We start from the raw sequence: 15,585 nt of genomic DNA, 5'->3' as shown, positions 1-15,585 counted from the left end.
GGCGGCCTTTTTTTGGGAGTGGATTTTGTGCTTGGTTTATCGCGTCAATCAAACACCGGGACCCACAATCCTTCTCCTCCTCCCAAGTACCGTTTGTATACACGGTCCACGCGTTTGGTCGGGCAGCAATTTGAATCGTCTTCGTGGTAGTCATATCCGGTCATGCGAATGTGACTCGCATCCAGAGCTTCTACAGATTCCAAAGATCTTGCTGGCATGTTGACGAAATCAACTTGCGCAGTAGCCCACAAGTCTACGTAAGTTGCCTGAGAGCCAAAATCTGAGACCCGCAGTACAACCGGTGTGAAGTAGATAGTTCCGGATCCTTGTGCGCAACCAACATCAACCATTGGAAATGCTATGTAACTGGCACCGTCCATTTCTTCTGTGCCCAGATCGGCTACCAAGAGATCATCTTGATTGTCCGCTTCGTATGCGCAACCGATGGCTTCAACAAATTTACCTACACTCTCAATGATTTGGGCGCGCTGATTGAGATCCAATGACATCGCTGCCGAGGTAGTTGAAAGAACAACTGCGCCACTCAAAACGGCTGGCGCAAGAATGGTTGCAAATCCACGCATGTATTTTCCTTCTTGCTGTATGAAATGCTTGTGTTCGGTGTACTGCTAACAGTCTTGAATTGAGTCTCAATCTAAAAGTGACAGATCAAAGCTGCAGTCACTCAAAAACTGTGTGTTACTATATTTTTGGCGTTCAGGTTGAGCTCACTAGTGGTGGGCTTGCATTCGCGTGCTCATGCGAAGTACATTTCCCCCTTGCCAATCCCCCCACACCCCTGTAAGTCGCGCGAGTTCTCGATAAGAACGTCAAGGCGGGGTGATTCCCGCCTTTTGGGTTCGAAGAGGGTTGGCGATGCGCGCTTGTCCTCCTCTCAACCTCAACGCCTGATAAAAGGCTGTTATTATGCAAAGCCAAAACATCCGTATTCGGCTGAAGGCATTTGACTATCGCGTTCTGGATGCCAGCACGCAAGAGATCGTCAATACTGCCAAGCGGACCGGCGCGAACGTGCGCGGCCCGATCCCGCTGCCGAACAAGATTGAGAAGTTCACGGTTCTCCGTGGCCCTCACGTTGACAAGAAATCCCGCGACCAGTTCGAGATCCGCACGCACAAGCGTCTGCTCGACATCGTTGATCCGACCCCCCAGACCGTTGACGCGCTGATGAAGCTCGACCTCGCCGCTGGTGTGGACGTCGAGATCAAGCTGCAGTCGTAAGATCGGAGGGTATAGATTATGCGCTCTGGTATTATCGCAAAAAAAGTAGGCATGACCCGCCTGTTCATGGAAGACGGCAAGCAGATCCCTGTGACCGTTCTTCACCTGGACGGCCTGCAGGTCGTTGCACAGCGTACTGCTGACAAAGACGGCTACACCGCCGTTCAGCTGGGCGCTGGTGCTGCCAAGGCAAAACGCACCTCGAAGGCCATGCGCGGTCACTATGCCGCTGCAAAGGTCGAGCCTAAGCGTAAGCTGGCCGAGTTCCGCGTCTCCGAAGATGGCCTGATCGAAGTGGGTGCCGAGATTTCGGCAGAACACTTCCTGGAAGGTCAGAAAGTTGACGTTTCGGGCACCTCGATCGGTAAAGGCTTTGCCGGTGCAATGAAGCGCCACAACTTCGGTGGTCTTCGCGCCTCGCACGGTGTTTCGATCAGCCACCGTTCGCACGGTTCGACTGGCCAGTGTCAGGATCCGGGCAAGGTTTTCAAAGGCAAGAAGATGGCCGGTCACATGGGTGCTGCCCGTGTAACCACCCAGAACCTGGAAGTCGTCAAAACCGACGCCGACCGTGGTCTGGTCTTCATCAAAGGCGCCGTTCCCGGACCGAAATCGGGCTGGGTCACCGTCAAGGACGCCGTCAAGAAGAAAGCACCGGAAGGCCTGCCTTTCCCGGCAGCCGTAAAAGGTGCTGCAACTGAAGCACCTGCGGAAGAAGCTCCCGCGGAAGGTGGTGAAGCATGAAACTTGATGTAATCAAACTGGACGGCGGCAAAGCCGGCAACATCGAGCTGGACGCCGATCTGTTCGGCCTTGAGCCGCGCGCGGACATCCTGCACCGTGTGGTCCGTTGGCAGCGCAACAACGCTCAGGCTGGCACCCACAAGGTCAAGACCCGCTCGGAAGTGTCCTATTCGACTAAGAAGATCTATCGCCAAAAAGGCACCGGTGGCGCACGCCACGGCGCTCGCTCGGCACCGATCTTCCGGGGTGGTGGCGTTTACAAAGGTCCGGTCGTGCGTTCGCATGGTCATGACCTGCCGAAGAAGTTCCGTAAACTCGGTCTGCGCCACGCGCTGTCTGCCAAAATGGCAGCTGGTGAACTGGTTGTGATCGAAAACGCCGAAGCCGAAGGCAAGACCGCTGCACTGGCCAAACAGGTTGCAAACCTGGGCTGGAAACGCGCTCTGGTCATCGACGGGGCGACCGTGAACGAAGGTTTCCTGAAGGCGTCGCGCAACATCGAAGGTCTGGATATCCTGCCGTCGATGGGTGCAAACGTTTATGACATCCTCAAGCGTGACACTCTCGTGCTCACCAAAGCGGCTGTCGAAGCACTGGAGGCTCGTCTGAAATGAGCGCGAAGGCAGAACACTACGACGTGATCCGCAAGCCGATCATCACTGAAAAGTCGACCATGGCGTCTGAGAACGGCGCGATTGTCTTTGAAGTGTCGATCGACAGCAACAAACCGCAGATCAAAGAAGCGGTTGAATCGCTGTTTGGTGTCAAGGTGAAGGCGGTCAACACCACCATCACCAAAGGCAAGGTCAAGCGGTTCCGCGGCCAGTTGGGCAAGCGGAAAGACGTCAAAAAAGCATATGTGACCCTGGAAGAGGGTAACACCATCGACGTAAGCACCGGTCTCTGATCGGACCCGTCTTTGGGAAAAGAACAAAGGGCCCCTGTTGATGCAGGGGCTCTTTTTTTGTTGGCGCAGCTCGTTTGGCCGCGTTGAACTTGGCCCGGACCTGTGCACAGTGACCTCTAGGCAGTGAGACGGGTGATATGCAGGCTGAACAGCAGGTTCGCGATTTCGGGAAAACCCGGGATGGTCAGATCGTCAGAAGCATCGAAATAGGGCAGGGGGCGCTTTCTGCGCGTATCTTGACTTATGGCGCAACGCTGCAGGATCTGCGTGTGCAGGATTTTGAGCATCCTCTGATATTGGGGTGGCCAGAGATTGCAGGCTATGAAGACAGCACGGCTTACCTAGGAGCCATGGTGGGCCGTTGTGCCAATCGGATCGCGCGTGCGTCATACAGTCTGGATGGCGCTGGCTACCAGCTGGATCGCAATTATTTGGGTATTCATACGTTGCACGGCGGAATGCAGGGTATGGATTGTCTGGTCTGGGAAATTTCCAGCGTTACATCGGGAGCGGTCACTTTGCAGCTGACCCTGCCTGATGGCCATATGGGCTTTGGCGGCGACTTGGCAACGACAGTGACCTTCCGAGTCGAGGCCGACGCTACATTGAGTATTGAAATGGAAGCGCGGACAACGTCGGCAAGTCTCTGCAATCTGACCCCGCATATCTACTTCAACCTCGACGGTGGCGCAGACATCCGCAAACACGAACTAATGGTGCGCGCTGAACGCTACACCCCTGTTGACGGGGACCTCATTCCCACAGGTGAAGCGCTTAGCGTTGAGGGCACGCCCTTTGACCTACGGTCACCGCGACCTTTAGGAGGCTGGGCATACGATCACAATTACTGCCTGTCCGATCAGCGTCTGCCTTGTCGTCCTGTGGCGACGTTGACCGACCTGTCCTCGGGTCTGACGATGCAGCTAGAGACGACCGAGCCGGGTTTGCAGGTCTATTCCGGTTCGTCTTTGGATGAAGGTCCACGCATTGGCTTGGGCGGCCAACCCTACGGCCCTTATTCTGGCGTCGCTTTGGAACCACAGGTCTGGCCCGATTCAATCAATCAGCAAGGGTTTCCCAGTGCGGTATTGCGCAAGGGCCAAACCTATCGCCATGTTTCACGATACATGTTTCAGGGCGGGGGGTAAAATCAGGAGGTTCCGTGATCAGTTGGGCCGCCGCAAAACGTCAATAAAGCAAATTTGACCACATAAGAGGGTTACACCATCGACGTGAATACCTATCTCTGATCGGGTCCAACTGTGGATAAGTAAGAAGGCACCCGCGAAAGCGGAGGTTTCCCGAGCAACAACACCAAAGAAAATGAGCGCGACGCAATCGCCTCAGCCAGAATTCGCTTGCTATGCCGGAACGGTAGTCTATGCGGTTTCTACAAACAGAAGTGACATGGCAGGCGTATGACAAAACCCTATCTCTCGACCCCGGACAAACCGGATGTGACCGCCGCGCGGGATTGGGTTTCGACACTTGCCAAATACCGCGAACCGAACCAGTGGCGCAGCTCCTTTGAGTTGGGTGTCAGCATTATCCCCTTTTTCGTTTTATGGGCGCTGTCCTGGATGTCGCTTTCGGTCAGCTATTGGCTGGCTTTTGCGATTGCCGTTCTCAACGCGGCCTTCCTGCTGCGCCTGTTTGCGATCCAGCATGATTGCGGGCACGGAGCGTTCTTCAAGAACCGGTCGGTCAGCGACTGGGTTGGGCGGGTCATCGGTGTTTTGACCCTGACGCCGTATGACGTCTGGCGCCGTACGCATTCCAACCATCACAACAGTTCGGGCAATTTGGACAAACGGGGAATGGGCGATATCCACACGTTGACTGTTGCCGAGTATCAGTCAAAGACGCCCATGAACCGGTTTTGGTATCGCGTGTACCGCAACCCTATCACACTGTTTGTCCTAGGCCCCGGCTATCTGTTCCTGTTCCAAAACCGCCTCCCGCTGGGTTTGACGGGCAGCGTCAGGTTCTGGATCAGCGCGATGGGCACAAATCTTGCCATTCTGGCTGCCCTCGTCGCCGTTTACTATTTTGGCGGCCTGATGCCGGTGCTGCTGATCTTTCTGCCCTCAACCCTGATTGCCGCGACTGCGGGTGTGTGGCTGTTCTACGTGCAGCACCAGTTCGAGGACACACATTGGGATACCGATGAGGACTGGCAATTGCACGAGGCCGCCCTGCACGGAAGCTCGCATTACATCCTGCCGTCCGTGCTGCAGTGGTTCAGCGCGAATATCGGTATCCATCACGTGCATCACCTCTACAGCCGCATTCCGTTCTATCGCCTGACCGAGGTGCTGCGCGATCATGATGAACTGGCCAACAGCAACCAGATGACCATCCGTGAGAGCCTCGCCAACGCGCGCCTGCATCTGTGGGATGAGAAGGGCCGTCGCCTGCTGTCCTTCGCCGAGGCGCGCGCGCTTTATGGGTGAGGGGTAGGTTCCTCGACCAGCTGGGCCGTCGGAAAGACGTCAAAAAAGAAAATGTGACCCTGGAAGAGGGTAACACCATTAACGTTCTACCGGTCTCTGATCGGATCCGTCTTTGGAGAGAGATAAGGGCCCCCGCGAAGGCGGGGGCCTTTTTTTGATTGACGGGGCTCTCTACTTCAAATTGTTGAGTGTTTGACTGGTGGGCTCAAACCGCTATCCTTGAGACGATAGTCAATTGGAGGGATTTGATGCTTTTTCGAACCATTTTTGCCGCGTTGGCTGCTGCAACAACTCTGCATGCACAAGGCCAACCGATTGTACATGATGGCGAGTACAAATTCCTTCGGGCGCAATTCGGTGATCAATGGGACGCGCAGGATCTCGAAGTCGATGCAAAGCTTGCAGCTATTCGATCTGCCAATAATGACCGCCCACCAAACATATTCTTTGTCCTGATAGACGATGTGAGTTTCGGCCTGATGGGCAGTCGGCCAATGAACTATGTGACGGGCTTTGATACCCCGGAAATCAACGATTTTGCCGCAGAGAGCCTTTCTCTTATGCGCATGTATACAGAGCCCTCTTGCACTCCGACGAGAACGGCTTTTTTGACGGGTCGCCACCCGGTTCGTGCCGGGCAGGAAGAAGTGAAAGTTGCCCTGGTTGGCGAAGGACTGTCGGCAGATGAGGTGACGCTGGCTGAGGTTTTAAAGCAATCCGGTTACAATACTGCCCATGTAGGTAAGTGGCATCAGGGAGATATTGAGCAGTCGTTCCCGCACAATCAGGGGTTCGATAACGCCTTTTTTCCTGTCCATCAGCAAGTGCAGCTGAGTTTGATGACACCTGAAGCCGCAGCAGCGAGCAATCTAAACGGTTGGCACCGATCTACCCAGTCCGGTGAATTTGCCGTTGACCAACTGTTTAAACCCTATGGGCTTGTGACGGGGTTGGAGGCTAAGGCGGGAGGATTGGCCCGAGAAGTTGACCTCGCTCCGGGTGAAGAATGGACGCAGGCGCATTACGAACGAATGAATGAACGCTACCAATCCCAAGCCCTGGAGCAGCTCGAACTATTGTCGAAAGAAGACTCTCCCTTCTTCCTGCAATATTGGCCGCTCTATCCGTTGAACTTCACCTATTCCGATCAGCAAACGAGTCGGAATGGTGGCTTCATGGCAGACAAGTTGGAAGTTGTAGATACATGGTTTGGTGAATTGCTGGCCAAGATTGATGACCTCGGTATGTCCGAGAACACGCTGGTCATTTTCATGGCGGACAACGGGATTTTCAAACAATACTCGCCGGATTCGGGGATGATGGAGTTGATATATCGCGGTGGTAAAGCCGAACACCTTGAAGGTGGTGTGCGGGTTGATGCTTTTGTCAGATGGCCAGCCGCTGTCGAAGCCGGAAGCTATGCCGGTGACATTATTCACGTCTCAGATCTATACACCACGCTGGCTCGGATCGCGGGAGGCAGTGAATATATTCCGCGCGATCGTGTGATAGATGGGATAGACCAGACCGCATTGCTTTTGGAGGGCGAAGGGAACTCACGCCGAGACTACGTCTATATCTACGAGGGCCCTGTTCTGCGTTCGATTGTTAAGCAGGAATTCAAAATGCACTTACCGCCGCCCGGTGTGCCCGGCGCTGCAGCGCCGGTTTATAACGTGTTGCGTGACCCTCGTGAATCCACGCCCGATATCGGTGGCTCACTCTGGTCCGGCGCGTCCTTTCAGGACATGATGAAACGGCACCAGAAGATGATCGAAAAGTATCCTCACCTGCCACTGGGCAAAGGTGTGCCCTATGGGGGGATCGAAAACCTGCGGCCCGAGAGTGAAAAGGCCCGCGAAGTGTTTTCAAGCTGGCAGTAGGTGCTGCTTGAGGCGATCGCATGTTTGGAAGATGAAATTCGGGTTTCTTCTATAGACACCCACCCCCAACACTGCTAAACGCTCCCAATCTTACGGCCTCGGATTCGTTCCGGGGCCTCTGATATTTGTAACCGGGGACCTTCGGGGCCCTATACCCTTGGCACCTACGGGGGCCTATCACATAGCGGGGAAATCCCCTGCACTTGCTAAACGGAAGACAGAAAGCATGGCACTCAAGTCGTACAAGCCGACGACGCCGGGCCAGCGCGGGCTGGTGCTGATCGACCGTTCGGAGCTTTGGAAAGGACGTCCGGTCAAGTCTCTCACTGAGGGTTTGACCAAATCGGGCGGCCGGAACAACACCGGACGGATCACTTCACGCCGCCGCGGCGGTGGCGCAAAGCGTCTCTACCGGATCGTTGACTTCAAACGGAATAAATTTGATGTCGCGGCAACCGTCGAACGGATCGAATATGACCCGAACCGGACCGCATTCATCGCACTGGTAAGATACGAAGACGGCGAGCAGGCATATATCCTTGCTCCGCAGCGTCTGGCTGTTGGTGACAAAGTCGTGGCATCCGCCAAGGCTGACATCAAGCCGGGCAACGCAATGCCGTTCTCGGGCATGCCCATCGGTACCATCGTCCACAACATCGAGATGAAGCCTGGTAAAGGCGGTCAGATCGCACGTGCGGCCGGTACTTACGCTCAGTTCGTTGGTCGCGATGGCGGCTACGCTCAGATCCGTCTGAGCTCGGGCGAGCTGCGCATGGTCCGTCAGGAATGCATGGCCACCGTCGGTGCCGTGTCCAACCCCGACAACAGCAACCAAAACCTCGGTAAAGCCGGTCGTATGCGCCACAAGGGCGTTCGTCCGTCGGTTCGTGGTGTTGCAATGAACCCGATCGATCACCCGCACGGTGGTGGTGAAGGTCGTACCTCGGGTGGCCGTACACCGGTTACTCCATGGGGTAAGGACACCAAGGGTAAGCGTACCCGCAACAAGAACAAAGCGTCCCAGAAGCTGATCATCCGCTCGCGGCACGCCAAGAAGAAGGGACGTTAATCTATGTCTCGCTCTGTTTGGAAGGGTCCTTTCGTCGATGCTTACGTGCTGAAAAAAGCCGAAGCAGCGCGCGAGTCGGGCCGCAACGAAGTCATCAAGATTTGGTCGCGTCGTTCCACCATTCTGCCCCAGTTCGTGGGTCTGACCTTTGGTGTGTACAACGGCCATAAGCATATCCCCGTCAACGTCTCGGAAGACATGATCGGTCAGAAGTTCGGTGAGTATTCGCCAACTCGTACCTATTACGGTCACGCCGCTGACAAAAAAGCGAAGCGGAAGTAAGTCATGGGCAAGGAAAAGAACCCCCGCCGCGTGGCTGAAAACGAAGCAATGGCGAAAACACGCATGCTTCGCACTAGCCCGCAGAAACTGAACCTGGTTGCGCAAATGATCCGCGGCAAGAAAGTTGAGAAGGCTCTGACCGATCTGACTTTCTCGAACAAGCGTGTCGCGCAGGACGTCAAGAAGTGCCTGCAGTCCGCAATCGCCAACGCCGAGAACAACCACAACCTGGACGTTGACGAGCTGATCGTCGCCGAAGCATGGGTTGGCAAGAACCTGGTCATGAAGCGCGGTCGCCCGCGTGCCCGTGGTCGGTTCGGCAAGATTATGAAGCCGTTCTCGGAGATCACCATCAAGGTGCGTCAAGTTGAGGAGCAAGCCTAATGGGTCATAAAGTAAATCCGATCGGCATGCGCCTGCAGGTGAACCGCACCTGGGATAGCCGCTGGTACGCCGACACCAAGGACTACGGTGATCTTCTGCTGGAAGACCTCAAGATCCGTGAGTTCATCAACAAAGAGTGCAAGCAGGCCGGTATTGCCCGTGTGATCATCGAACGTCCGCACAAGAAGTGCCGCGTTACGATCCACACCGCGCGTCCCGGTGTCATCATCGGCAAGAAAGGTGCAGACATTGAAGTTCTGCGCAAAAAACTTGCTCACATGACTGACAGCGAACTGCACCTGAACATCGTCGAAGTGCGCAAGCCCGAGCTTGACGCGCAGCTGGTTGCCGAGTCCATTGCTCAGCAGCTGGAACGTCGTGTTTCGTTCCGTCGCGCAATGAAGCGCTCGGTTCAGAACGCCATGCGCATGGGCTCTCTGGGTATCCGGGTGAACGTCGCTGGCCGTCTGGGCGGCGCTGAAATCGCACGGACCGAGTGGTACCGCGAAGGCCGTGTGCCTCTGCACACGCTGCGCGCCGACATCGATTACGCACATGCCGAAGCGATGACCCCCTACGGGATCATCGGGATCAAGGTCTGGATCTTCAAAGGTGAGATCATGGAGCACGATCCGCAGGCACGTGACCGTAAAGCACAGGAACTCCAGGACGGCCCTGCACCTCGTGGTGCTGGTGGCGGTCGTCGCTAAGGAGGGAAAGATATGCTTCAACCAAAGCGTACTAAATTCCGCAAGATGCACAAAGGCCGGATCAAGGGTGAAGCCAAAGGCGGCTCTGATCTGAACTTTGGCACCTATGGTCTGAAAGCTCTTGAGCCTGAGCGTGTAACTGCACGCCAGATCGAAGCTGCACGTCGTGCCATGACGCGTCACATGAAGCGTCAGGGCCGTGTCTGGATCCGCATCTTCCCCGACACTCCGGTCACTGCAAAGCCGATCGAAGTTCGTATGGGTAAAGGTAAAGGTTCGGTCGACCGCTGGGCATGCAAAGTCAAGCCTGGCCGCGTGATGTTCGAGATCGACGGCGTCAATGACGACATCGCCCGTGAGGCCCTGCGCCTGGCCGCGATGAAGCTGCCGATCAAGACCCGCGTAGTGATCCGCGAAGACTGGTAAGCGATTGGGCGAAAGCCCTTCGTAACAAGATTAACCCCCGTCGGGACACCGGCGGGGGTTTTCTTTTTCGTCAGCCTATTGTGATCCATCCCATCGTTTCGTGAAAGAAGTCGACGATTGTCCATGGCCCCCATAGGCTGACAATTGTGAATGGGAGGATCATATGTTTCAGCTGCGCAAGAAGGTATTCATCAAAGAGGTCATAACCACCGATCAATTGGGGCAACTATGTGCTCCGGTCTGCCGGGTTGCAGCTTTGGCAGTAATACAGAACCCACTCGCCGGTAAATTTTCGGAAGACTTGTCCGAGCTGTTTGAAATAGGTGGTGCGCTCGGCGCTGACCTCGCGGCCGAGGCTGTTTCTCAACTCGACGGTTCTCCGATTTCGTATGGTAAAGCAGCGATTGTTGGCGCGAATGGCGATCTCGAACAAGGCGGCGCACTGATCCACCCGAAACTTGGCGCTCCTATGCGTGCTACAGCGGGTGGGGGCGAAGCTGTCATTCCGTCTAATGCCAAGCTCGGGGCACCGGGATGTTCAATCGATCTGCCGCTTGGGCACAAGGACAACCCGTGGTCCTTTGACCATTTCGATACCATGACTTTGAATATTCCGGATGCGCCGAAACCGGACGAGATCGTCATGTGTCTGGCCTACGCAGATGGCGGACGCCCGATCCCGCGCTGCGGTTCGGGACCGGTCAAAAACTGAAGGCTGGTCGGGGCTGGTCTTGGGTCAGGGCTTGGGCTATGCCCGGCCCATGGCACAGATTGAATCACTCTTCGTTACCCGTCTTTATCGCGCAGCCCTTTCCGAATTCGATCCCAAGATCGATCCCGAGGAAATGGAAAATTCTTGTCTTGTCATCGCCGAGGATGATGAGGCTGGGCAGGAATGGTGCGAGGAAAACGGCTATCCCGGCTACACCAGCTATGCCTCGCTGACCGATCTGCCCTGGCGGTTCCCGATCTTTGCCGATCTGGTCAAAGCGTTGGATCAGCATGTGGCAGCCTTTGCCAAGGATCTGGAGTTCGATCTGGGCGAGGGTGAACTGAAGCTTGAAGACCTGTGGATCAACATTCTCCCCGAAGGTGGAATGCACTCCAGCCACCTGCACCCGCACAGCGTGATTTCCGGCACGACCTATGTGGCGATGCCCGAAGGGGCAAGCGCGCTGAAACTGGAAGACCCCCGCTCGGCCCGTATGATGGCGGCACCGACGCGGCTAAAGGGCGGGCGGCGGGATTTGCAGCCGTTCATCTATATGAAGCCGCAGGTGGGAGATGTCTTACTGTGGGAAAGCTGGCTGCGACATGAGGTGCCAATGAATATGGCTGAGGATGAGCGCATCAGTGTCAGCTTTAACTATAAGTGGGAGTGAACCCCGGTTCACGACACGGTAATTGTATCAGTGTAGCGAATGCGGGACGAAAGGGCGGTGCCGCCGCCAATCACTTTTCACTTCGAGTTGTCGAAAAACCTTGCAATATGTGTCGTCATGAACCATGTGAGGCACGCTTACGTTTTTCTTTTTCGACCACTGTCTCCCGAATCTTCGGCGTTCAGTCTCTCGATCCAGACCTACAACGCCGCGCTGTCGCAATTCCGCGGACAGCAATTTAATAGGAGACTACGGATATGGCCAATGGCACCGTAAAATGGTTCAACACAACTAAAGGTTTTGGCTTCATCGCACCGGAGACCGGTGGCAAAGACGTGTTTGTACACATCTCTGCTGTTGAGCGCTCGGGTCTGACCGGCCTGGCCGACGACCAGAAAGTAACATTCGACATCGAGCCCGGCCGTGACGGTCGCGAGTCGGCTGTGAACATCGCTCTGGCGTAAGTCACTTAGACTTAGACAGTTGAAGACGCGGTCTCGTGCAAACGAGGCCGCGTTTTTCGTTTGTGGAAGGTAGTGCCAAAATTGCGATTGACTGCACTGCGACGCACTGATGAAGATCGCCGCGAAGGAAGTGATCGGTGTTAGCTTTGACAACAAGTGGTATAAACCCGTGTCTCAGGCAGGCCATGGAAACTGCTACTCCAGTATTTTGGGGGGGCGTGTTGGTGCTGTTTCTGCTGATACTTTATCGAACGGGTTGGAACGTGAGAGAGAGCATTCTGGCGATCATAGGTTTGCGCGGAATGCGAAACATCACCCCGGTTGAATTGGTTGTTTCGGCGGTGACGATCAGCGCAACGTTTTATGTCCTGCTTCAAGCTTTGGAAGCCTGCAAACAAATATAGTTTTTACGTGGCTAGTTTGCTTACATTCTCATGCGCCAAACTTTCCCTTGCCACCCACTGCTGAACCCCCTATAGAGCGGCATCTTGCGTTCCCCTGGCCGAGTCGGGGGATTCGTATGTCTATCATTCATCCACCAGGTCAAAGGTGACCCTGTAAGGGGCCTTCTGGTGTTTTGAGCAAAGGAAAAAGGCGATGAACGCCCAAGAACTGCGTGACAAGACCCCGGACCAGCTCCGCGAGGAACTGGCCAACCTGAAGAAAGAAAGCTTTAACCTGCGCTTTCAACAGGCAACCGGTCAGCTGGAAAGCACCGCCGGCATCAAAGCGGCCCGCCGCAACGCTGCCCGCGTCAAAACCATTCTGAACGAAAAGGCCGCTGCTGCGGCATCGGAGGAGTAATCCTATGCCCAAGCGTATCCTGTCCGGCACCGTAACCAGCGATGCCAACGCACAAACCGTAACCGTGTCCGTCGAGCGCCGCTTTACGCATCCGGTTCTGAAGAAAACCATCCGTAAGTCCAAGAAATACCGGGCTCACGATGAAAAGAACGCCTTCAAGGTCGGTGACTCTGTTCGCATCATCGAATGCGCGCCGAAATCGAAGACGAAACGTTGGGAAGTTCTGGAAGCGTAAGCTTTCAGGATTTTTCCATTTGTCGAAACCCTGGGGGATCTAACCAGACCAGCCCCCACAGGTCGGGAGAAACCACATGATCCAGATGCAGACCAATCTGGATGTCGCTGACAACTCCGGCGCACGCCGAGTTCAGTGCATCAAGGTCCTGGGTGGTTCCAAGCGTAAATACGCCTCCGTCGGCGACATCATTGTCGTCTCGGTGAAGGAAGCCATCCCGCGCGGCCGCGTAAAGAAAGGTGACGTCCGTAAGGCCGTCGTCGTACGCACCGCCAAAGAAGTCCGTCGCGAAGACGGCACCGCGATCCGTTTTGATCGCAACGCCGCCGTCATCCTGAACAACAACAACGAGCCCGTAGGTACACGTATCTTTGGCCCGGTTGTTCGTGAACTGCGTGGCAAGAACTTCATGAAAATCATCTCGCTCGCTCCGGAGGTGCTGTAATCATGGCTGCTAAACTCCGCAAAGGCGACAAGGTCGTCGTGCTGGCCGGCAAGGACAAGGGCAAAGAGGGAACTATCACCTCGGTTAACCCATCTGCCGGAAAAGCTGTTGTTGACGGTATCAACATCGCCATCCGCGCCACTCGCCAGACTCAGAACTCTCAGGGTGGTCGTCTGCCTCAGGCAAACCCGATCGAGTTGTCGAACCTGGCTCTGCTGGACAAGAACGGCAAAGCAACTCGCGTTGGCTTCCGCATGGAAGGTGACAAGAAAGTGCGCTTCGCCAAGACCACGGGGGACGTGATCGATGCTTGATAACGCAACCTACACCCCGCGTCTGAAAGCTCAGTACGCTGAAACCATCCGTGCCGCTCTGAAAGAAGAGTTCGGCTACAAGAACGACATGCAGCTGCCCAAGCTGGACAAAATCGTTCTGAACATCGGTTGTGGTGCCGAAGCGGTTAAAGATTCGAAGAAAGCAAAAGCTGCTGTCGAGGATCTGACTGCGATTGCTGGTCAACAGGCTGTTTCGACCAAGGCGAAGAAGTCGATCGCTGGCTTCCGCGTCCGTGAAGACATGCCGCTGGGCGCGAAAGTGACCCTTCGCGGTGACCGGATGTACGAATTCCTGGATCGTCTGATCACCATCGCGATGCCACGGATCCGTGACTTCCGCGGCGTGAAGCCGTCTTTCGATGGTCAGGGCAACTTTGCCATGGGCATGAAAGAGCACATCGTGTTCCCGGAAATCGACTTCGACAAAGTTGACGAAGTCTGGGGCATGGACATCGTAATTGCCACCACAGCGAAAACCGACGCTGAAGCAAAGGCACTGTTGAAAGCTTTCAACATGCCGTTCAACGCGTAAGCGCCGGGAGGATTGAGACATGGCTAAAAAAGCAATGATCGAACGCGAGAAGAAGCGCGAACGCCTGGTGGCCAAATATGCCGCAAAGCGTGCCGAGCTGAAAGAAATCGCGAATGACGAGAGCAAGCCGATGGAAGAGCGCTTCAAAGCGCGTCTGAAACTGGCGAAACTGCCGCGCAACAGCTCGGCTACTCGTCTGCACAACCGCTGTCAGCTGACCGGTCGTCCCCACGCTTACTACCGTAAGCTGAAGGTCAGCCGTATCGCGCTGCGCGAGCTGGGTTCTGCTGGTCAGATCCCCGGCATGGTGAAATCGAGCTGGTAAGGGAGAGAATGATATGAACGATCCTATCGGCGATATGCTCACCCGTATCCGCAACGCGCAAATGCGTGGCAAGTCCACCGTTTCCACCCCGGCTTCCAAGCTGCGCGGTTGGGTTCTGGACGTGCTGGCGGACGAAGGTTACATCCGTGGCTACGAAGCGACGACCGGTGAAAACGGTCATCCGGCCATCGAAATCAGCCTGAAATACTACGAAGGCACCCCTGTCATTCGCGAACTGAAGCGGGTCTCGAAGCCCGGTCGTCGCGTATACATGGGCGTCAATGACATCCCGCAGGTCCGTCAGGGTCTGGGTGTGTCGATTGTCAGCACTCCGAAAGGTGTGATGTCGGACCAGAACGCACGCTCCAACAATGTTGGTGGCGAAGTGCTCTGCACCGTCTTCTAAGGAGGTCTGTCAATGTCTCGTATTGGTAAACGTCCGGTCGAATTGCCCAGCGGCGTAACTGCCTCGGTTTCCGGCCAGACCATCGAAGTCAAAGGCCCGAAAGGCGCCCGCAGCTTCACTGCGACCGACGACGTTACGCTGTCGGTCGAAGATAACGTGGTTCAGATCAACCCTCGCGGTATGTCCAAGCGCGCGCGCCAGCAGTGGGGCATGAGCCGCACAATGGTCGCAAACTTGGTGACCGGTGTGACCGAAGGCTTCAAGAAAGAGCTGGAGATCCAGGGTGTTGGTTACCGGGCTCAGATGCAGGGCAACACCCTGAAGCTGAACCTGGGCTACAGCCATGACGTTGATTTCGTCGCTCCGGAAGGTGTCACCATCACCGCGCCGAAGCAGACCGTGATCATTGTGGAAGGTAACGACCAGCAGCAGGTGGGCGAAGTCGCGGCGAAAATCCGCGAATGGCGCCGTCCCGAGCCCTATAAGGGCAAAGGCATCCGCTATAAGGGCGAGTTCATCTTCCGCAAAGAAGGCAAGAAGAAGTAAGGACGCAAACA

General features: G+C 55.6%; 25 protein-coding genes and 1 pseudogene. 25 read left to right on the top strand and 1 reads right to left on the bottom strand.

Annotated features, from left to right (window positions below):
• Positions 1-44: 44 nt before the first annotated feature.
• Positions 45-584: a hypothetical protein gene (locus AC2FFH_RS14105; RefSeq protein WP_496770189.1), complete on the bottom strand. Its 540-nt coding sequence runs from the start codon at positions 582-584 to the stop codon at positions 45-47.
• Positions 585-927: 343 nt separating this feature from the next.
• On the opposite strand from AC2FFH_RS14105, the gene rpsJ reads away from it, so the two are divergent.
• From rpsJ to rplF, 25 genes and pseudogenes are all read left to right on the top strand, one after another.
• Positions 928-1,242: a 30S ribosomal protein S10 gene (rpsJ, locus tag AC2FFH_RS14100; protein WP_008756422.1), complete on the top strand. Its 315-nt coding sequence runs from the start codon at positions 928-930 to the stop codon at positions 1,240-1,242.
• Between the two features lie 18 nt (positions 1,243-1,260).
• Positions 1,261-1,986 carry a 50S ribosomal protein L3 gene (gene rplC, locus AC2FFH_RS14095; protein WP_058272361.1) on the top strand — a complete coding sequence of 242 codons (726 nt, stop codon included), beginning with the start codon at positions 1,261-1,263 and terminating at the stop codon, positions 1,984-1,986.
• A complete protein-coding gene (gene rplD, locus AC2FFH_RS14090) occupies positions 1,983-2,600 on the top strand; it encodes a 50S ribosomal protein L4 (protein ID WP_050605826.1) in 618 nt (205 codons plus the stop codon). Before rplC ends, rplD begins: the two co-directional genes overlap by 4 nt.
• A complete protein-coding gene (locus AC2FFH_RS14085; protein WP_496770187.1) occupies positions 2,597-2,893 on the top strand; it encodes a 50S ribosomal protein L23 in 297 nt (98 codons plus the stop codon). Before rplD ends, AC2FFH_RS14085 begins: the two co-directional genes overlap by 4 nt.
• A gap of 137 nt (positions 2,894-3,030) precedes the next feature.
• Positions 3,031-4,041 (top strand): aldose epimerase family protein, encoded by a 1,011-nt coding sequence (locus AC2FFH_RS14080; protein ID WP_496844623.1) that lies wholly within the window; start codon positions 3,031-3,033, stop codon positions 4,039-4,041.
• A 270-nt stretch (positions 4,042-4,311) separates the two neighbouring features.
• On the top strand, positions 4,312-5,346 hold the full coding sequence (locus AC2FFH_RS14075) for a fatty acid desaturase (RefSeq protein ID WP_496725239.1): 1,035 nt from the start codon (positions 4,312-4,314) through the stop codon (positions 5,344-5,346).
• Between the two features lie 5 nt (positions 5,347-5,351).
• Positions 5,352-5,432: pseudogene (locus tag AC2FFH_RS14070) on the top strand (50S ribosomal protein L23); the annotation flags it as partial.
• Positions 5,433-5,594: 162 nt separating this feature from the next.
• Complete coding sequence (locus AC2FFH_RS14065) at positions 5,595-7,229, top strand: sulfatase-like hydrolase/transferase (RefSeq protein ID WP_496844621.1); 1,635 nt, start codon at positions 5,595-5,597, stop codon at positions 7,227-7,229.
• Positions 7,230-7,455: 226 nt separating this feature from the next.
• The gene (rplB, locus tag AC2FFH_RS14060) at positions 7,456-8,298 is read left to right on the top strand and encodes a 50S ribosomal protein L2 (RefSeq protein ID WP_496770183.1); all 843 of its coding nucleotides are present in this window, start codon (positions 7,456-7,458) and stop codon (positions 8,296-8,298) included.
• A gap of 3 nt (positions 8,299-8,301) precedes the next feature.
• On the top strand, positions 8,302-8,580 hold the full coding sequence (gene rpsS, locus AC2FFH_RS14055) for a 30S ribosomal protein S19 (RefSeq protein WP_010437056.1): 279 nt from the start codon (positions 8,302-8,304) through the stop codon (positions 8,578-8,580).
• Positions 8,581-8,583: 3 nt separating this feature from the next.
• Positions 8,584-8,964, top strand: coding sequence for a 50S ribosomal protein L22 (gene rplV / locus AC2FFH_RS14050; protein ID WP_039538267.1), 381 nt, complete (start codon positions 8,584-8,586; stop codon positions 8,962-8,964).
• The gene (gene rpsC, locus AC2FFH_RS14045) at positions 8,964-9,674 is read left to right on the top strand and encodes a 30S ribosomal protein S3 (protein ID WP_496725243.1); all 711 of its coding nucleotides are present in this window, start codon (positions 8,964-8,966) and stop codon (positions 9,672-9,674) included. Before rplV ends, rpsC begins: the two co-directional genes overlap by 1 nt.
• A gap of 12 nt (positions 9,675-9,686) precedes the next feature.
• Positions 9,687-10,100: a 50S ribosomal protein L16 gene (gene rplP / locus AC2FFH_RS14040; protein WP_058272368.1), complete on the top strand. Its 414-nt coding sequence runs from the start codon at positions 9,687-9,689 to the stop codon at positions 10,098-10,100.
• 163 nt (positions 10,101-10,263) lie between these two features.
• The gene (locus AC2FFH_RS14035; protein ID WP_282120538.1) at positions 10,264-10,812 is read left to right on the top strand and encodes an amino acid synthesis family protein; all 549 of its coding nucleotides are present in this window, start codon (positions 10,264-10,266) and stop codon (positions 10,810-10,812) included.
• Positions 10,813-10,861: 49 nt separating this feature from the next.
• Complete coding sequence (locus AC2FFH_RS14030) at positions 10,862-11,482, top strand: 2OG-Fe(II) oxygenase family protein (RefSeq protein WP_058272454.1); 621 nt, start codon at positions 10,862-10,864, stop codon at positions 11,480-11,482.
• A gap of 257 nt (positions 11,483-11,739) precedes the next feature.
• The gene (locus tag AC2FFH_RS14025; RefSeq protein WP_010437077.1) at positions 11,740-11,946 is read left to right on the top strand and encodes a cold-shock protein; all 207 of its coding nucleotides are present in this window, start codon (positions 11,740-11,742) and stop codon (positions 11,944-11,946) included.
• Between the two features lie 185 nt (positions 11,947-12,131).
• Entirely contained in the window at positions 12,132-12,350 is a 219-nt protein-coding gene (locus AC2FFH_RS14020) for a hypothetical protein (RefSeq protein ID WP_282153871.1), read from the top strand.
• Between the two features lie 193 nt (positions 12,351-12,543).
• The gene (gene rpmC, locus AC2FFH_RS14015; RefSeq protein WP_037311745.1) at positions 12,544-12,750 is read left to right on the top strand and encodes a 50S ribosomal protein L29; all 207 of its coding nucleotides are present in this window, start codon (positions 12,544-12,546) and stop codon (positions 12,748-12,750) included.
• A 4-nt stretch (positions 12,751-12,754) separates the two neighbouring features.
• Positions 12,755-12,985 (top strand): 30S ribosomal protein S17, encoded by a 231-nt coding sequence (gene rpsQ, locus AC2FFH_RS14010; RefSeq protein WP_058272371.1) that lies wholly within the window; start codon positions 12,755-12,757, stop codon positions 12,983-12,985.
• 76 nt (positions 12,986-13,061) lie between these two features.
• Positions 13,062-13,430 (top strand): 50S ribosomal protein L14, encoded by a 369-nt coding sequence (gene rplN / locus AC2FFH_RS14005; RefSeq protein ID WP_008757934.1) that lies wholly within the window; start codon positions 13,062-13,064, stop codon positions 13,428-13,430.
• Between the two features lie 2 nt (positions 13,431-13,432).
• Positions 13,433-13,744 carry a 50S ribosomal protein L24 gene (rplX, locus tag AC2FFH_RS14000; protein WP_058272372.1) on the top strand — a complete coding sequence of 104 codons (312 nt, stop codon included), beginning with the start codon at positions 13,433-13,435 and terminating at the stop codon, positions 13,742-13,744.
• Positions 13,737-14,297 (top strand): 50S ribosomal protein L5, encoded by a 561-nt coding sequence (gene rplE, locus AC2FFH_RS13995; RefSeq protein WP_058272373.1) that lies wholly within the window; start codon positions 13,737-13,739, stop codon positions 14,295-14,297. Before rplX ends, rplE begins: the two co-directional genes overlap by 8 nt.
• Positions 14,298-14,316: 19 nt before the next feature.
• Positions 14,317-14,622, top strand: a complete 306-nt coding sequence (gene rpsN, locus AC2FFH_RS13990; protein ID WP_010437098.1) for a 30S ribosomal protein S14 — start codon at positions 14,317-14,319, stop codon at positions 14,620-14,622.
• 13 nt (positions 14,623-14,635) lie between these two features.
• Positions 14,636-15,028, top strand: a complete 393-nt coding sequence (gene rpsH, locus AC2FFH_RS13985) for a 30S ribosomal protein S8 (protein ID WP_008757119.1) — start codon at positions 14,636-14,638, stop codon at positions 15,026-15,028.
• A gap of 12 nt (positions 15,029-15,040) precedes the next feature.
• Positions 15,041-15,574, top strand: coding sequence for a 50S ribosomal protein L6 (gene rplF, locus AC2FFH_RS13980; RefSeq protein ID WP_058272374.1), 534 nt, complete (start codon positions 15,041-15,043; stop codon positions 15,572-15,574).
• The last annotated feature ends 11 nt before the right edge of the window (positions 15,575-15,585 follow it).

The organism is Ruegeria sp. YTSC003 (genome assembly GCF_059609785.1).
The sequence above is the reverse complement of the archived record's forward strand: the minus strand, read 5'-3'. Positions and strand labels throughout refer to the sequence as shown.

Coding starts and splice junctions, on each gene's coding strand:
- AC2FFH_RS14105 (WP_496770189.1), bottom strand. CDS start 584: ATGCGTGGATTTGCAACCATTCTTGCGCCAGCCGTTTTGAGTGGCGCA.
- rpsJ (WP_008756422.1), top strand. CDS start 928: ATGCAAAGCCAAAACATCCGTATTCGGCTGAAGGCATTTGACTATCGC.
- rplC (WP_058272361.1), top strand. CDS start 1,261: ATGCGCTCTGGTATTATCGCAAAAAAAGTAGGCATGACCCGCCTGTTC.
- rplD (WP_050605826.1), top strand. CDS start 1,983: ATGAAACTTGATGTAATCAAACTGGACGGCGGCAAAGCCGGCAACATC.
- AC2FFH_RS14085 (WP_496770187.1), top strand. CDS start 2,597: ATGAGCGCGAAGGCAGAACACTACGACGTGATCCGCAAGCCGATCATC.
- AC2FFH_RS14080 (WP_496844623.1), top strand. CDS start 3,031: ATGCAGGCTGAACAGCAGGTTCGCGATTTCGGGAAAACCCGGGATGGT.
- AC2FFH_RS14075 (WP_496725239.1), top strand. CDS start 4,312: ATGACAAAACCCTATCTCTCGACCCCGGACAAACCGGATGTGACCGCC.
- AC2FFH_RS14065 (WP_496844621.1), top strand. CDS start 5,595: ATGCTTTTTCGAACCATTTTTGCCGCGTTGGCTGCTGCAACAACTCTG.
- rplB (WP_496770183.1), top strand. CDS start 7,456: ATGGCACTCAAGTCGTACAAGCCGACGACGCCGGGCCAGCGCGGGCTG.
- rpsS (WP_010437056.1), top strand. CDS start 8,302: ATGTCTCGCTCTGTTTGGAAGGGTCCTTTCGTCGATGCTTACGTGCTG.
- rplV (WP_039538267.1), top strand. CDS start 8,584: ATGGGCAAGGAAAAGAACCCCCGCCGCGTGGCTGAAAACGAAGCAATG.
- rpsC (WP_496725243.1), top strand. CDS start 8,964: ATGGGTCATAAAGTAAATCCGATCGGCATGCGCCTGCAGGTGAACCGC.
- rplP (WP_058272368.1), top strand. CDS start 9,687: ATGCTTCAACCAAAGCGTACTAAATTCCGCAAGATGCACAAAGGCCGG.
- AC2FFH_RS14035 (WP_282120538.1), top strand. CDS start 10,264: ATGTTTCAGCTGCGCAAGAAGGTATTCATCAAAGAGGTCATAACCACC.
- AC2FFH_RS14030 (WP_058272454.1), top strand. CDS start 10,862: ATGGCACAGATTGAATCACTCTTCGTTACCCGTCTTTATCGCGCAGCC.
- AC2FFH_RS14025 (WP_010437077.1), top strand. CDS start 11,740: ATGGCCAATGGCACCGTAAAATGGTTCAACACAACTAAAGGTTTTGGC.
- AC2FFH_RS14020 (WP_282153871.1), top strand. CDS start 12,132: ATGGAAACTGCTACTCCAGTATTTTGGGGGGGCGTGTTGGTGCTGTTT.
- rpmC (WP_037311745.1), top strand. CDS start 12,544: ATGAACGCCCAAGAACTGCGTGACAAGACCCCGGACCAGCTCCGCGAG.
- rpsQ (WP_058272371.1), top strand. CDS start 12,755: ATGCCCAAGCGTATCCTGTCCGGCACCGTAACCAGCGATGCCAACGCA.
- rplN (WP_008757934.1), top strand. CDS start 13,062: ATGATCCAGATGCAGACCAATCTGGATGTCGCTGACAACTCCGGCGCA.
- rplX (WP_058272372.1), top strand. CDS start 13,433: ATGGCTGCTAAACTCCGCAAAGGCGACAAGGTCGTCGTGCTGGCCGGC.
- rplE (WP_058272373.1), top strand. CDS start 13,737: ATGCTTGATAACGCAACCTACACCCCGCGTCTGAAAGCTCAGTACGCT.
- rpsN (WP_010437098.1), top strand. CDS start 14,317: ATGGCTAAAAAAGCAATGATCGAACGCGAGAAGAAGCGCGAACGCCTG.
- rpsH (WP_008757119.1), top strand. CDS start 14,636: ATGAACGATCCTATCGGCGATATGCTCACCCGTATCCGCAACGCGCAA.
- rplF (WP_058272374.1), top strand. CDS start 15,041: ATGTCTCGTATTGGTAAACGTCCGGTCGAATTGCCCAGCGGCGTAACT.